Source organism: Rhodopirellula halodulae (genome assembly GCF_020966775.1).
GTDB lineage: Bacteria > Planctomycetota > Planctomycetia > Pirellulales > Pirellulaceae > Rhodopirellula > Rhodopirellula halodulae.
Map to the genome: position 1 here is coordinate 132,653 of NZ_JAJKFV010000009.1, position 15,499 is coordinate 148,151.

Genomic DNA, 15,499 nt, shown 5'->3' on the forward strand with positions numbered 1-15,499 from the left:
TTGGTTGTCCGCTCGCGATGGATGAAGGATGAAATCTCGATGCAGAAACGAACTCGATTGAGTTCGTTTGAAAAGTCGAGACTTAAAGATGGTCTGTCGGTTGAACCGGCAGGCCTGCGAGAGCTTGAAGTGTCTCGGGCTTATCAAATCGACGTGGTTGATGTTCACACCGGATCAAACCTTGCAAGCTTTGTTGCATCGAACCGTGGAGCAAGCCGTTCGCTACGGCAAGACGTTGGTGTTGGTCACGCCACGTGAACTGCGTTTGCAGCCCGCCTTCTTTGTGTCGCTCGGGCACGCGTGGCAGCAAGCCAACGCATCACACACAGACGCTGGTATCGAATCAACGCAAACAGGGATGAGCATTCCAAGGTTGCGAGTGGATTGGTGTTCGGATGACTCGACCACGATGTCGTTGACCGGTTGGTTGGATCGCCTGCACACCCGCAAGTGTGAGAGATGGTTGCGACGCGAACGGTTGTCGGAATGCGTTCAGTTGTCGCGGTGCTTGTTGATCGGCAAAGCCTCCCAGCAAACTTCGACCGTGGTGATGGGCATTGCTCCAGAAGGCCGACCACTCCCGGCGTGGGGAACCGCAGTTCCCATGCAGTGCTGATGCGGGCGAGCGACTTCTAATCGACATCCGCCGATGGGAAATTTCTATTCCGGCAGCTATGATTCGCGGGCTCGTTCGTCACCCGCCCACGTCGATGTGTTCATGCCCATTCAGTGTCTCATTAGCTTCGGATCCAATCTTGGCGACCGCCGTGAGGTGATTGCCGAGGCGGCTCGTCGCGTCGCCGATTCGGGTGTGATCGAGGCTCCTTGCCAGCAGCACGTGGGTGATGCATTGGTGAGCAGTTCGGCTCCGCTGCGAACCAGTCGTTTATTTGAAACGCCACCGATCGGCGGTCCCGGCGGGCAATCGCCTTTTTTGAACGCGGTCGCTGCCTTTGCGACCGAAGCCTCCGCTGCGGAAGTGCTGGACGTCCTGCAGCGACTGGAACTCGATCTGGGCCGCGAACGCATCGTGCGTTGGGGGGCTCGCGTGATCGATTTGGACGTCGTGCTGCACGGCAAATTGGCTGGCCCATCCGCGACGGCCGGTCGTCGTGGCTTGATCGGTGGGCGAGGTCCCGCCGGATCGTCCAAAGCCTTGGTTGTGCCGCACCCACGCTACACGGCACGTCGGTTTGTGTTGGAGCCGGCCTGCGACGTGGCAGCAGATTTCTGCGACCCGCGATTTGGCTGGACGCTGAAAGATTTGCGTGACCACATTGCGTTGGATGTTCCTTCGATCGCTTTGGTCGGCGGCGATGCGGAGCTACGGCAGTCGATTTGCCAACGGTTGTCAGAGGAACACGGGATCACGGTGATTGACCCAGATCGTCCTGGTTCGGCGAAGGGATTGAAGCAATGGGTCGCGGCGGATCCGCCGAAAGTGTTGCGGGACACGCAAGAATGCCTGGCCGTTAACGCGGAGCAACACTGCTTGCCACGCTTGTTGGCTCGCATTCAGCACACGACAGAGAGAGAGCGTTGGCCGGCACCGCATCAGATTTGGCCCGCGGGATGGAAGTGGCCGGAGTACCGATTGGAGGTCGAAGACCTGGACTGGGCCATCGGCGAACTGGCATCCGCCATCGACGCGATGCGATGCGAGATTCATCCCGTCACCGAAAACGGCCAGTGGTGGTAACCAGCCCGTAGTGCAGCCAGCCTGGCTGCAGTCGTTCTCTCGTAGTGCAGCCAGCTTGGCTGCATTCATGTTCTCGCGCCGCAGCCAGTTTGGCTGCCTCAATCCACTTCCAAATCATCGTTCCGAAGAACGCTGTCACCCGCCGACAAGTTGCCATCGATCAGCTTTTGTTTGATCTTTTCGCGAGCGTCGATCAAACGTTGTTTGCGTTCGTCATTCTTCGCCTCGCGACGTTTCAGTTTCGCGTAGCGTTTCTGAATGCCTCGTTCTGCCGCTTCGATTTCTTGCAGACGATGCTGCAGATCTGCTGAAACAGCATGTTGGCCTTTCGAGCCTCCACTCATACCGGTCAATACACCGGACAAGGCAGCTTCGTCCGATTCGTCGAGTGCGTCATCGCCCAATCGCCGTCGGCGAATCCATTCCGGTGACAGGAAAATTCCGTTGGCAACGATCATCATCGTTCCAAAGGTCATCATGCCCATGGACAACGCGATTCCGCCGTGAACCGCAACGGCCATCGCCAGAGTCAGGCCTCGAGTCAGTTTGGGCCAAATCAACGCACAGTAGAAAATTTCCCAGAACATCGTCACGTGAGTCAGCGCCGTGAACACGCGTGGGAAACGGCCAAGGAAAGTCACGTCGAGCGATTGATACTCATAGTTCGCCACCGCAAACCACAACGCTGTGCCATCCCACCAAAGATCCCCGCGGGCTTTCGCGATGCCACCAAATAGATAAATCACGCAAAGATGAATCTGCAGCAACCGAGTCGCGATGTTGGCCGAGACCGTCTTGCGATCGGCGGGGAACAACCATGCCTTCCACCCCGTCACGGTTGCTCGTCCGTTGCCCGAGAAGCGATCGCGAAGTTTGGCGTCGATGGACAAGGCGGCACCGCTGGGGGCGAACGCCAAATACATCGTGCAGTAGGTCAAAATTTGGTCCAAACCAAACAGGCTGCCCAGCAAACGGTGGATCACCATCAATTGCAGGAACCACGCCAACGGTCCCGTGATTCGCGTCAGGAATCCAATCGTGAACGCGACGGAAACCAGAATCGTCACGGCATGGTTCAGCCACAACAGCGTCGGGCTGTCGACCAGCCACAAATACGACCAGGCGGCGGTCGCCTCGCCGAGGGTGCCGTCGTGCAACCGGGCACTGGTTTCGTTGTCGATCCAAGCTTCCGTGCCGATGAACGATGAGAAGTCACTGGCCAATACCAGGTGCGAATAAACCAGCATCGCGCCGGTCAGAATTCGAAGCACCGCCAGCGTATCGATGTGTCGAGGCGTGAACCAAAAACGATCCCACGCGTCAATCCACGTCGCGCCGTATTGCTTCAACGATCCGGTCATGGAGGCTTGGTCACTCACGACGCATCCTCCTCCGGTGCAACCTCGGGTTGTTCCGTTTTGCGGTCGCCGGTCGGTGCGGGCACGGGTTCGCTATTTTCCGGATCGATCGGTGTGAGGTCGGGACCATCAGGCTGTGGCAAGGCTTCGGGGCCGACGCCGAGCAAGTCTTCGATTGAAATTGGCACATCGGGCAGCTCGATGTAAGCACGCTCGTCTGTTAGCGAGAGACCCTCGTTGACAAACAGCACAAAGTCCGGCAGTTGGTGTTCGACACGTTGGATCGACACATCCGTCTTGCCTTGTGACTGCAGGTGTTTGACCATCGAGCCCGCGATCTTTTCGTAGCGTTTGCGTCCCAGTCGTAACGTCGCCAATTCTTCGGGGCTGAGTTCTGGCCCGATCAATTGGCTGACTTCCATCGGCAGAGCGGGCTGGTACGAGTCATTCAGGAACTCGGCCAGCATGAAGTGCCGGTGATACAGCAATCTCGGCCATTGGTCCTCCAGGTTGGGAAACTGCTGGACGCTCTCGCCGCCTTGGGAGGTGGCTCGGATCAGATGGCTCGGGCCGGGATCCGGAGCGAAGAACGCGTAGCCTCGGTCGAGATAAAACATCTGCGAGATGGGCGATACCCAAGACAACAACGTCCCGACCGACGGCGACAAACCGCGGGCCCCTCGGGCTTGGAACGCCAGCGGCGGCAGCACGATCGCCAGCAGCATTCCAATGATCAGCACACTGACCAGGAATCGTTGGCGTCTCGAAAGGGAGTTGGGTGCGGTGGCTGTCACAGAGGGCGATTCAAATTGCGTGTCGGACGACTGAAACACTGGACGAGTGGCCAGCGAAATACAGTGAACGGCGGGGTCGGCCATCGGTCATTTGCATGCTCCGATTTCGCCCAACCATAGTCCGTCCGCAGTGGTTGTACAGATGACTCCGCCCCCCGGGAACTGAACTGCCCGCACCCGTTTTAGGATCGCCATGAATCGCCCTCGCCCGAAACTGCTCGAAACCACGCCGGCCGGATTGCACTGTCCGATCGGCGGTTTCTACATCGATCCGGTCCGTCCGGTCGATCGAGCGGTGATCACTCACGGGCACAGCGACCATGCCCGGTGGGGAAGCCGCCATTACTTGTCCGCCTCCCCGGGGGAACCCATTTTGCGGATGCGGCTGAGCGAGGAAGCCGAATTCGAATTTCTGGACTACGGACAAAAAACGACGGTGGGCGGCGTGCAAGTTTCGCTACATCCGGCGGGGCACATGCTGGGATCGGCTCAAGTTCGTTTGGAATATCGCGGCGAAGTCGCGGTGGTGACCGGCGACTACAAGCTGCAGTCCGATGCCACCTGTGATGACTTCGAACCGATTCGTTGCCATACGTTCGTGACCGAGTCGACGTTTGGCTTGCCGATCTACCAATGGCGTGAAGACTCGGATATCTTCGCCGACATCAACCAATGGTGGCGGACCGCGGCGGCCGAGGGCAAATGCTGTTTGCTGTACGGCTATGCCGTGGGAAAGTCGCAGCGTTTGCTATCCGGATTGGATCCGTCGATCGGTCCGATCTACACCCATGGGGCCGTCGAAAAGGGCGTGCAGGCGTATCGCGAATCTGGCGTGAAACTGCCCGAGACCACATCGGTGACGCGAAGGATCGAAACGGAGGCTGCGAACGCAAGCAAATCGACTTCCGGGGAAGTCACGAAGAGACGCCAATCCTCGCGAGCCGCCAAATTGGATTGGTCGGGATCCATGGTCGTCGCGGTTCCCAGTGCTCACGGGACGCCGTGGATGCGAAAGTTCGGAACGGTCAGCACCGCGATGGCGAGCGGCTGGATGGCGATCCGAGGAGCACGCCGACGCCGCGCGGTCGATCGAGGGTTCGTGCTCAGCGACCACGTGGATTGGCCGGGGCTGATGAACGCGATTGTCTGGAGCGAGGCGGACGAGATTTGGGTCACGCATGGCAGCACCGCCGTCGTCAGTCGCTATCTCAACGAAGGCGGACTGCAGCAACGTTTGCAGCAGCATCGTTCCAACTCGGAGTGGCAACATCGCCGTGAAACACTGTCGGCCCGCGAAATTCCGTCCTATTGGGAATCCACACCGGGTGACGACGACTCATCGGAAAACGAGCTGCCCGGCAAGGAATCCAGTGACGAATCGGGTGATGGGGGAAACCCGACATCCGGTTGATTTTGCCGCGGTAAGGGGCGGTCAGCCCAGAATTCGTCTTGGTCTGGAATGGTTAATTTAGGCATAAGCGGGGAATCGGCGCGAGTGGTCTCGTTGCCAGTCTTCTCATTTGCTCCAAATCAATCGACCAAGCATGCGTCAGGATTCTCGACGAACGCTCCTGTTGTGGCCGATCACCGCGTCGTTGGCCGTGATCGCCGCCACCACTGCTCCCTTCCTGTTGGAAGACGACTCGTGGTCCTTCGCCACCCGTTGGCTGACGCAAATTGGCGTGCTTGAACCATCTCAGCACGTCGCGGACCAAAACGCTTCGCGGCCGGACGGTTTGGCGTCCGACCGACAACATGGTTTTGGTGCTGCAGAACCATTCACGCTCCTCAATCAGTCCGACGTCGAATCGCCTCGCCCACCGGCTGAAAATGCTCATCGCGACGATCGTGGTGCTCGAGGTTTGGCCATGCCTTCGCGGTTGGTCGCCACGACAGAGGATGTGCCAGCCGAATTGAAGGCACCCGTCATCGATTCCGAGGCGGAACTAGCCGGTTTCTCCAATGCGTTGGCCGAAATCGAAGTCCACGAGATCGCGGAAGAACTGAAACAAGCCGTTCCCGCTTCGTTGACTCCCGGTTTGGATGATCCGATTGCGGCGACCGAGATGCCGTTGACGTTGCCCGAGGAAATTTTTCACGCGGACGAGGATGACGAAGAAGTCGCCGGTTCGACAAAACTGATTCCCGAATCCGTCGAGGTGCTGGCGAAACCATCCGCGACCAAACCCGATGTTCCGCAACTGGATTTGAATCTTCCGCACCTGGTCCGTCCGCCGGTGGCTTCGCCGGCCGACGTGGTTCAGGCTTCCCCCGCTCGGCACGTCACGGGGTGGCCGTTGGCGAAACAGTTGCAATCGCAGTTGTCGTCCATCGCTTCGCGAGCAAGTTTGACTCGCAAAGCTGACGCGGGAATGCAACAAACGATGCTGACGTCGGTCGACATTGCCTCGTCCGATTTGCAGTCCGTCGAAAATGAAATGTTGCGTCGTGGCGAGTCCGCTCTGTCAGCCGCCCATCGCGAAACGTTGCAACGCCAAGCGACCTCGATCGTCATGGGACGCTGGGCGGAACAAGTCGAGCAGCGTTTGGAACAATTGCGCGAACACGCGCGTTTGGGTGACGAAAGCGCCGGCGAAGTGCTGCACGAATTGTCGTCTTTGGCCGCGGCGGGTTTGCAATTGGCCGAACGAGTTCCCGCTCGCGATCAACAAGTGCAATGGCTCCAGGCTTCTCACTCGTTGGCTCGTCGAACCAGTGTGTGGGCGTCGATTTGGCATTTGGCTCGCGGACATGCAAGCGACTTCGTGCCGTCGGGGACGCTTCCCAGCGAGACATTGACACTGCATCGCCGATCCGCATCGGCGGAACAACTGGACGTTCATCAATTGCTTCGGAATGTCCGGTCCGGACTATCCGAAACCGGCGACGCGGAAGGTTGGACGACGTTTCTGTTGCTCAACAAAATTCAGTCTCTGGCATCGTCCGATGACATGGACGAGCGAGCTCTGACCGCGCAGCGGTATCTGTCTCGAATCACATCCAATCGCTTGGCACCAGAACACGAGGAGTGGTTGGACCAACCCAGCGTGAAGCAGCTGACCGAAGCGATGAAGACATGGAGTGCCATGCCGATCGACTATGTTGCGTTGCTGCAAGACTTGGAACGGGCCGAAGCGGATTCGATCGATTTGGCGGCGGTGAAAGTCACCAATGCGTTTCAGTCACTTCGCTTTTCCGACGACACCTATGCGGCTCGTGTCGCCAAGGTGATTGACCTGAACTACCGCAACGCCAACGTTCGCACAGCAATTTCCGCGAAATTGATCGAACGTTTGATTCCGTCGGTTCCTGACCAGACCACGCCGATCGTGACTCAGATTGCCGGAACGCCCGTTCGCGGGACCAGCAACGTCAGCACGGCGTTGAACCTGCGATTGAACCCGACGCCAGGCGAATGGAATTTGGATCTGTTGACCCGGGGTGATGTGTCAACGCAAAGTCGTGCTCACGAGAGCGGCGTCACGGTCCACACCGATGGCTGGGCGGACTTTCAAGCATCGACCCCAGTCCGGATTCTGCCGACCGGATTGGAAGTCGGAGGCACCCAGGTCGACGTCAACGCCACCAATCGACTTCGTCGTGTGGATTCCAAAGTCAACAGCTGGCCGCTGATCGGTTCGTTGGTTCGCGGCATTGCCGAAAAGAAGTACGAAGACACCAAGGCGTTGGCCAATCGAAAGACTCGGGATCAAATTCGATCGGAAGTTTCGGGCAAAACACAATCGGAGCTGGGAACGCAAACAGAAAAGGCGGAGCAGAAGTGGGACGACTTGGTGCTTGGGCCGCTGGGACGTTTGGAGCTGGATCCGACCGTCATTGATTTGGAAACCACCCAGGAACGTTTGATCGCACGGTACCGTCTGGCCGGCGACTGGCAATTGGCCGCCCACACGCCTCGCCCTCGCGCGTGGAAAGACAGTTGGTTGAGCGTGCAGATGCATCAGTCCGCGATCAACAACACGTTGGAACAATTGCTGCCTCGCGGTGAGGTGAAGACGTTCGAGCAACTTTACACCGACACGTTTGCTTTGTTCGGAAAAGAGGGTATGACGTTGCCCGAAGAAGTGCCCGGAGACGCGGAGATCGCGTTTTCGTCGACTCGGCCGGTCACGATCGAAATCGAAGACGGTTTGATGTGGCTGACGTTGCGAGTGGTTCGATTGAGCCAACCTGGAAGTCCGAAGCTGACGCGATTCATCGTTCGTGCGGCTTACAAACCGGAGTTCGATGGTTTGGACGCGCGTCTGGTTCGAGACGGGCACCTTCGGATCAGCGGTCCCGGCATGTCGATGCGTCAGCGATTGCCGATTCGAGCAATTTTCAACAAGGTGTTGGCGGAAGATCGAGTGATTCCACTGACCACACCGAAGCTGGTCGAACACCCCGCCGTGCAAGATCTGAAAGTGAGCCAATTGGAGCTCCGCGATGGCTGGATGGCACTCGCGCTCAGCCCCGAATCTGATCGTTTGAGATAGGGGAAGGCTATCGTCTTGATCGTCTCCATTTTTGTGGCGTGCTTGGCATCGCTAGAAAGCTTTCGATCCCGTCGCACTTCGTAGCCGATGAGCGTTAGCTCCGGTTGTTGCATGGGAACCGCGGCTAACGCCGATCGGCTACTAGGAACCCACAGAAACGATGTTTTTTCGCGAGATCTGACATAGTATCAACGCAGAGACGCCAAGTCGCGGAGACAACCCTCTGCGTCTTTGTGTCCTGGCGTCTCTGCGTCTTAATCGTCTCCGGCCTTGTGATGTACTTGGCATCGCTAGAAAGCTTTCAATCCCGTCGCACTTCATAGCCGAAGAGCGTTAGCTCCGGTTGTTGCACGGGAACCGCGGCTAACGCCGATCGGCTACTAGGACCCCACAGAAACGATGTTTTTTCGCGAGATCTGACATAGTATCAACGCAGAGACGCAAAGACGCGAGGCCGCGAAGCTGTCGACATCGCCGAATAACTTTCAATCCCGATAGACTTCTCAGCCGAAGAGCGTTAGCTCCGGTTGTTGCATGGGAACCGCGGCTAACGCCGATCGGCTACTAGGAACCCACAGAAACGATGTCATTTCGCAAGATCTGACATAGCATCAACGCAGAGACGCCAAGTCGCAGGGCCGCGGAGACAACCCTCTGCGTCTTTGTGTCCTGGCGTCTCTGCGTCTTAATCGTCTCCGGCCTTGTGGTGTACTTGGCGTCGCTAGACAGCTTTCGATTCCGTCGGACTTCATAGCCGAAGAGCGTTAGCTCCGGTTGTCACATGAGAACCGCGGCTAACGCCGAACGGCTATTAAGAACACATCCAATTTGTGTTTTTGCGAACGTCTCAGCACCGGCTGCCTCTCCAATCCTTCACGCACACGCCCCCCGATCCATACCGCCTGTGGCCCTGAGTCCCTGCTCCCTTTCCACTTCTCAAATCAACGTCCAATAGCACGCGGCGAACAACCCCGCGTGCGCGAGCAAACAAACGGTCGCGGAGAGGGTACGTTTGGAAAACATTCCCATGATCGCCAGCGTCCCGCCGAGACTGGTGACCAGGATGCCGCCGCCGGGGAACAGCCGCCAACACGCCAGCGAAAACAGCAGAATCACCGCGGACGCCAGCACGGCGGAAACCAAAACGCCAGATTCGGGAACCCAAACCTCGGCGGGCACGATCACGGCGACTTCCGGTGCCAGCGGGCGCACGGAACCTGGAGCGAACGGGCTGCCGTGGCGAACGGCGGCCGTGTCGCTGGCATCCTGGTTCGGCGAATCGTTTTCGGGGTTGTCGCTCATCGAAGCTGTTTCCAGGGGAACGTTCGGCAAAAAACAGCAGATTTCCGGTGGGAATGGGCGCTGAATGAACACTTTCCTCCGTGTCCAATTTTCTAGCCGCAGTTATTCTATACGTATTGAACGCCGCCGCCCATCGAGACCCGTTTTGAGAATGTTGACGTTGAATTCCCTGACTCTTTCCAACCTTCGTTCCAACTCGTTTTGCATCCATCGGAAACGCCTGTCACTTGGTCTCATCCTCGCTGGGATGCTGAGTGCCGGTTTGGCCGCCTCGTCGGTCTCAACGTCCCACGCCGACGAGCCCGCCACCCCGGCAGCCAGTGGCAAACCAGATCCGTTGGAGCCGCAGATTGCGGAAGCCTCCGACGAAGGCGAACAAGCCATGGGCGGGTTCAAGATTCCGGATGGCTGGGAAATCCGTCTGTTTGCGGCCGAACCCGAGGTGGCCAACATTGTCGCGTTTGACGTTGACGCCAAAGGTCGCGTGTTTGTTGCCGAGTCGTATCGCCAAAATCGCGGGGTGACCGACAACCGCGGCCACGACGACGAATGGTTGCTCGCCGATTTGTCCGCGGAGACGGTCCAGGACCGGATCGATTACCACAAACGATTGCTGGGCGAAGCCGCGATCACATACTCGCAGCACGACGATCGAATCCGTCGTTTGGTCGACAACGATGGCGATGGCGTCGCGGACGAATCGGTTGTTTTGGCCAGCGGATTCAACGGGTTGGAAGAAGGCACCGGGGCCGGCGTTTGGGTCAACGGGAACGACGTTTACTACACCTGTATCCCCAAGCTTTGGAAACTGACCGACGCGAACGACGATGGGGTCGCGGAATCGAAACAAGTCCTCTCGGATGGCTACGGCGTGCGAGTCGCTTTTCGCGGCCATGACATGCACGGGTTGATCCGAGGCTACGACGGACGTTTGTACTTTTCGATCGGCGACCGCGGTTATCACGTGACGACCGCCGAAGGCAAACTGCTGTCGAACCCCGCCGTCGGCGCCGTTTTCCGTTGCGAGCTGGATGGCAGCAATTTGGAAATTTACTGCGATGGTTTGCGGAACCCGCAGGAACTGGCGTTCAATGACGTCGGCGACTGGTTCTCCGTCGACAACAACTCGGACAGCGGTGACAAAGCTCGGCTGGTTCACTTGCTGGAAAAAGGCGACTCGGGATGGCGGATGCATTACCAGTACCTGCCCGATCGCGGTCCGTTCAATCGGCTGAAGATCTGGGAGCCGCATCACAACGAACAACCCGCTCACATTGTCCCACCGATCGTGAACTTCACCGACGGTCCGTCCGGCTTGGCGTATTACCCAGGCACCGGATTCGGTGACGAGCTGAAGGATCAGTTTCTGATCTGCGACTTCCGCGGCGGGCCTTCCAACAGCGGCATCCGCTCGTTCCAAGTCGCTGCGGATGGGGCGTTCTACAAAATGGTCGCCGATGACCAACCAATCTGGAATCTACTGGCGACCGATGTGGCGTTCACTCCCGGCGGCGAATTGCTGGTCAGCGATTGGGTCGATGGATGGGATGGGTTGGGCAAAGGACGTTTGTACCGGCTGTTTAGCCCGGAACACCACGATTCTGATTTGGTCACGGAAGTGCGTGAGTTGCTCAGCGGCGACCTGGATTCCGTGTCCGCCGATGATTTGGCCAAGCAACTGACGCACGCGGATCGACGAGTCCGATTGAATGCTCAGTGGGAACTGGCCACACGAGGCGAATTGCAGCCATTGATCGATTTGGCGTCTTCTTCGGACGCTGATGTGCGTCACCGATTGCATGGCGTTTGGGGATCGGAACACGCGGTTCGTGTCGATGGCGAAAAACGACCGGCGGTTTTGGCCGCAAACCGAAAGTGGTTGAGCGATTCCGACCCGTTCATCCGTGCCGCCGCCTGTGCACTCGCCGGTGACCAAAACGATTTCGAAGCGGTCTCGACCATGGTTGGTTTGCTGTCCGACGACAGCGACCGAGTCCAATATTTCGCGACGATCGCCTTGTCCGAATTGCTGATGCAAAAGGAAGCGACGGCTGAATTGAAAGAACAAGCCACCTTCGCGACGCTGCTGAATCTGGCCAAGAATAAGAATGAGGATCCAGCCTTGCGTCACGCGTGCACGCTGTTTCTGCGTCGAGTCGGCGCCGAAAGCATGTTGGCTGGATTGGCGACTCACGATGACCTGTCCGTGCGTCGCGCCGCGGTCGCCGCCCTGCGTGGTCAAGGCAGTGAAAAGATCACGGCTTTCTTGTCCGATGCCAATTCGTTGGTCTTGGCCGAAGCCGCTTTGGCGATTCACGATCGATCCATCCCAGCGGCAACCGATGAGCTGGCTGCGTTGATTTCGGTGGCTGATCTGCCGCTCAATTCCGATGCCTTGCTGCGTCGCGTTTTGACGGCGAACTATCGCATCGGCACTCCGGAATCAGCTGCGGCATTGGCGTCCTTTGCCGCGTCGGGGGAAAAGCCAACCTGGGCTCGCGTGGAAGCGATCGACATGTTGGCAAACTGGACTTCACCCGATCCCCGCGACCGAGTGACGAACCAATACCGACCGCTGGCCAAACGCCCCGAAGTGGTTGCTCGCGAGGCACTTGCAAAACACATCGAAGTGTTGATGCTGACCGATCAAACCGTTCGCGAAAAAGCGATCGATGTGGGGTCGAAGCTGGGGATCAAAAAAATCGCTCCTGAGCTGGTCACACGTTTGCAAGATTCGCAGTCGCGTCCAGCGTCACGAGCTTCGGCGTTGACGGCTCTGGCTCGATTGAATTCTGGCGAAGCGGTCAAGATCGCTCGTTCGATTGATTTGGACCAGCCGACTCAGTTGGTGACCGCCGCCTTGTCGGTGTTGGGTGAACACGACGGAGCCGCTTCGGTGGATCGGTTCATCGCCGCGACGGCCACGGAAAGCCAATTGGTGCGTGGCTTGGCTTGGGACTTGCTCGCCGAGATTGAATCGCCCGAAGCCGTCGCCCACATCAACAAAGGCGTCAACGCTTACTTAGAGAATGATCTTCCCGCCGACGTGAAGTTGAACGTGGTGGAAGCCGCGGCGAAACGTTTGCCCAACGAATGGAACGAAAAAATCGCGAACTACCGTGAGTCGCTGGCGTCGACAGAACCACTGGCGAAATGGATGGACTCGTTGCACGGTGGCGATCCCGACAAAGGGGCGAAGTTGTTCTTCGGCAAAACGGAACTGTCTTGCGTGCGTTGCCACCAAGTCGACCGAACGGGTGGAGAGGTCGGTCCTGTGCTAACGACCATTGGCAAAACTCGTGACCGCCGCACCTTGCTTGAGGCGATTGCTTTGCCGGACGCCAAAATCGCGGAAGGTTTTGAGACGGCCGTGATCGCGGATGAGGATGGGCAAGTCTTCACCGGGATTGTGGCCACCGAAACGGACGACGTGATCGAGTTGATTGCCGCTGATGGTTCGCGGGCGCGGATCGAAAAGGATTACATCATCGCACGGAAGAAAGGCAAATCGTCGATGCCAGCCGGTTTGACGGAACAAATGACAGCTCGGGAGTTACGAGATTTGGTCGCGTACTTGGCCAGTCTGCAAGTGGATCCACGGGCTGGTGAAGAGGGCGGTCACGAGTGAGTGTTCCCGCATGAGCGTTGTCACGACCCTGAATTTCGGCGGCCGCACGGAAGAGGCCGTGCAGCACTATCGAGCGGTGCTCGATGCCGAGGTTGTGATGCTGATGCGATTTCGTGAATGCCCGAACCCGTCGATGATCCCCGCGGGCTGTGAAGAGAAAATCTTTCACGCCACGTTTCGGATCGATGGCACGGATCTGATGGCCAGCGACGTCGGATGCGATGATCCTGACCAAGGGTCGCATTTCGACGGCTTTGCATTCGCGATTCGAGCGACGTCGGTCCAAGACGCGGAACAAAAATTCGCAGGGTTGGCTAGCGGCGGCGAGGTGTTGATGCCGCTGGAGGAAACGTTTTTCACACGACGTTACGGAATGGTCCAAGACCGTTTCGGCGTGAAATGGAAAGTCACCGTCGAGTGACCTCTTTGCGATTTGTTTTTGTTGCCAAAGTCGCAATTTGCGAATGCACTTCCTAGCCGAAGAGCCTTAGCTCAGGTTGTTGCGTGGGAACCGCGGGGAACGCCGGTCGGCTAATACGAACGCACCGATGCGATGTCTTTTCGCAAGAACTAACATGGTTGCAACGCAAAGCCGCGAAGACGCAAGGCCGCGGAGCTCTTGACATCGCCAAGCAGCTTTCAATTTCGTTGGACTTCCTAGCCGAAGAGCGTTAGCTCCGGTTGTCGCGTGAAAACCGCGGGGAACGCCGGTCGGCTGTTTGGTTGGTTTGGGTTGGGGAAACCAACGAGAAGGTGCGCTCGCCAGGTGGACCTGGACTACGTTGGGGTTGCAATAAAACCATGTGGGACTTGGATACTTCAACCCGATGGCAGACGCTGCAGTGCGTCTTCGCGATCCGTCAGTTTTCCGTCGAGTTGATCGTCGCGGATGGATTGCAGGATGGCTTTGAACTCGGGCCCCGGTCGCAGGCCGCTCGCGATCAGATCCGCTCCGGTGACCAACGGCGCCGGGTTCAGCACATCCGGATCACCCGACAGAGCCTTGGCCGCTCGCACAACGCCGCGTGATTTTGGTGCCAAAGCCCGAGCGGTCGCGACAATGGTCTCTGCGTCATCGTCGATCAAGATCGGTTGCAACCGCGACCACGGCAGACTGTCGCACTCCGTGATCATTTGCGCGTGGGTCAGGGCGGCTTCGATGGCACGGCGTTCCGCGACCGACAATTTCCAATCATTGAACAGCAACCGCAGACAATGAACGGAGTCGTCCGTCAAATGGAACAACGCGATTGCCATCGCGACTTCGAAACTGCGGTGCTTGGTTTGCTGGACGGCGCGCGCGTATTCCGTCCAATTCATCGTTTGCAATTGAGGCCAGATGTGCGAGGACAATCCGGTATCGACCAAGGTCTCCAGTCCAAAGTCGCTGTTGGGTGCCATCATCACGCGACGCATTTCGGCCCCAATCCGTTCCCCGCTGACAACCGAGATTTCGTCGGCGTACTTTTCGATCGCCACGAATGTTTTGCGTTCGATTGCGAAACCCAGCGTGGTGGCGAATCGGACCGCTCGCAACATTCGCAGTTTGTCTTCGTCAAAACGAGTCGCGGCTTTGCCGATCGTCCGCAGTTGTTGTTTTTTGAGATCCTCCGTTCCGCCCACGTAGTCCACGACTTCGCGTTTCGACAGATCATAGAACATGCCGTTGATCGTGAAATCGCGACGCAACGCATCCGCCTCGGCGTCGCCGTAGGTGATGTGATCGGGCCGTCGGCCGTCCGAATAAGTCCCATCGGCGCGGAAGGTCGCGACCTCCGTCGGCAGCAACTTGGTGGCGGCCGATTCCGATGCTGGATCGCGTTGGCTCCTTGGCGGCAACACCCCGATCACGCCAAAAGATTCTCCGAAGGCCAACGTGTTGCGTTTGCCAAACACTTCGCGAACGGATTCGGGCGTGGCATCGGTGGCGACGTCGAAGTCTTTGGGTTTACGCCCCAGCAAGGCGTCTCGCACGCACCCGCCAGCCAGCACGGCGACAAATCCGGCGCGGTTCAGTTCTTGGATGATCCGGACCGCTTCCGCAGCTTCGGGGGAGTCAAGAATCTCGAGCGGGAAGTCTGGCATCAAACGTTTGTGATTCGAAAGTAGTAACGAGCGAAAACTGGCGTGGAGATTGCCGAGGCACGTACGGACGCGCCGGCGGCGTCTCGAAAACGGCGAAAAGTCGCTAACATAACGCATGGAAGGCTGGATCAAGGCCG

Annotated in this window: 10 protein-coding genes; 6 read left to right on the forward strand and 4 right to left on the reverse strand. The window is 58.1% G+C overall.

Annotated features, from left to right (window positions below):
* Window positions 1-160: 160 nt before the first annotated feature.
* Both LOC70_RS06830 and folK read left to right on the forward strand, forming a co-directional pair.
* Window positions 161-616, forward strand: a complete 456-nt coding sequence (locus tag LOC70_RS06830) for a hypothetical protein (RefSeq protein ID WP_230252747.1) — start codon at window positions 161-163, stop codon at window positions 614-616.
* Window positions 617-718: 102 nt separating this feature from the next.
* A complete protein-coding gene (gene folK / locus LOC70_RS06835; RefSeq protein ID WP_390889013.1) occupies window positions 719-1,699 on the forward strand; it encodes a 2-amino-4-hydroxy-6-hydroxymethyldihydropteridine diphosphokinase in 981 nt (326 codons plus the stop codon).
* A gap of 98 nt (window positions 1,700-1,797) precedes the next feature.
* Here the strand turns inward: folK and LOC70_RS06840 are convergent, their stop codons facing one another.
* Both LOC70_RS06840 and LOC70_RS06845 read right to left on the reverse strand, forming a co-directional pair.
* Complete coding sequence (locus LOC70_RS06840; RefSeq protein WP_255715702.1) at window positions 1,798-3,060, reverse strand: HTTM domain-containing protein; 1,263 nt, start codon at window positions 3,058-3,060, stop codon at window positions 1,798-1,800.
* A 14-nt stretch (window positions 3,061-3,074) separates the two neighbouring features.
* On the reverse strand, window positions 3,075-3,935 hold the full coding sequence (locus LOC70_RS06845; protein WP_230252750.1) for a hypothetical protein: 861 nt from the start codon (window positions 3,933-3,935) through the stop codon (window positions 3,075-3,077).
* 109 nt (window positions 3,936-4,044) lie between these two features.
* Between LOC70_RS06845 and LOC70_RS06850 the strand changes: the two genes are divergently transcribed.
* The gene (locus tag LOC70_RS06850; protein ID WP_230252752.1) at window positions 4,045-5,262 is read left to right on the forward strand and encodes a ligase-associated DNA damage response exonuclease; all 1,218 of its coding nucleotides are present in this window, start codon (window positions 4,045-4,047) and stop codon (window positions 5,260-5,262) included.
* A gap of 133 nt (window positions 5,263-5,395) precedes the next feature.
* Entirely contained in the window at window positions 5,396-8,347 is a 2,952-nt protein-coding gene (locus tag LOC70_RS06855) for a hypothetical protein (RefSeq protein ID WP_230252753.1), read from the forward strand.
* A 936-nt stretch (window positions 8,348-9,283) separates the two neighbouring features.
* Here LOC70_RS06855 and LOC70_RS06860 read toward each other — a convergent pair.
* A complete protein-coding gene (locus LOC70_RS06860) occupies window positions 9,284-9,649 on the reverse strand; it encodes a hypothetical protein (RefSeq protein ID WP_230252755.1) in 366 nt (121 codons plus the stop codon).
* 247 nt (window positions 9,650-9,896) lie between these two features.
* Between LOC70_RS06860 and LOC70_RS06865 the strand changes: the two genes are divergently transcribed.
* Together LOC70_RS06865 and LOC70_RS06870 are read left to right on the forward strand one after the other, a co-directional pair.
* Window positions 9,897-13,277 (forward strand): DUF7133 domain-containing protein, encoded by a 3,381-nt coding sequence (locus tag LOC70_RS06865; protein WP_315857213.1) that lies wholly within the window; start codon window positions 9,897-9,899, stop codon window positions 13,275-13,277.
* Between the two features lie 10 nt (window positions 13,278-13,287).
* Complete coding sequence (locus tag LOC70_RS06870) at window positions 13,288-13,698, forward strand: VOC family protein (protein WP_230252759.1); 411 nt, start codon at window positions 13,288-13,290, stop codon at window positions 13,696-13,698.
* 398 nt (window positions 13,699-14,096) lie between these two features.
* Here LOC70_RS06870 and LOC70_RS06875 read toward each other — a convergent pair whose 3' ends face one another.
* Window positions 14,097-15,362 (reverse strand): CCA tRNA nucleotidyltransferase, encoded by a 1,266-nt coding sequence (locus LOC70_RS06875; RefSeq protein ID WP_230252761.1) that lies wholly within the window; start codon window positions 15,360-15,362, stop codon window positions 14,097-14,099.
* Between the last annotated feature and the right edge of the window lie 137 nt (window positions 15,363-15,499).

Excerpts from the sequence above, each read along its gene's own strand:
- LOC70_RS06830 (WP_230252747.1), top strand. The coding sequence starts at position 161 with ATGTTCACACCGGATCAAACCTTGCAAGCTTTGTTGCATCGAACCGTG.
- folK (WP_390889013.1), top strand. The coding sequence starts at position 719 with ATGCCCATTCAGTGTCTCATTAGCTTCGGATCCAATCTTGGCGACCGC.
- LOC70_RS06840 (WP_255715702.1), bottom strand. The coding sequence starts at position 3,060 with ATGACCGGATCGTTGAAGCAATACGGCGCGACGTGGATTGACGCGTGG.
- LOC70_RS06845 (WP_230252750.1), bottom strand. The coding sequence starts at position 3,935 with ATGGCCGACCCCGCCGTTCACTGTATTTCGCTGGCCACTCGTCCAGTG.
- LOC70_RS06850 (WP_230252752.1), top strand. The coding sequence starts at position 4,045 with ATGAATCGCCCTCGCCCGAAACTGCTCGAAACCACGCCGGCCGGATTG.
- LOC70_RS06855 (WP_230252753.1), top strand. The coding sequence starts at position 5,396 with ATGCGTCAGGATTCTCGACGAACGCTCCTGTTGTGGCCGATCACCGCG.
- LOC70_RS06860 (WP_230252755.1), bottom strand. The coding sequence starts at position 9,649 with ATGAGCGACAACCCCGAAAACGATTCGCCGAACCAGGATGCCAGCGAC.
- LOC70_RS06865 (WP_315857213.1), top strand. The coding sequence starts at position 9,897 with ATGCTGAGTGCCGGTTTGGCCGCCTCGTCGGTCTCAACGTCCCACGCC.
- LOC70_RS06870 (WP_230252759.1), top strand. The coding sequence starts at position 13,288 with ATGAGCGTTGTCACGACCCTGAATTTCGGCGGCCGCACGGAAGAGGCC.
- LOC70_RS06875 (WP_230252761.1), bottom strand. The coding sequence starts at position 15,362 with ATGCCAGACTTCCCGCTCGAGATTCTTGACTCCCCCGAAGCTGCGGAA.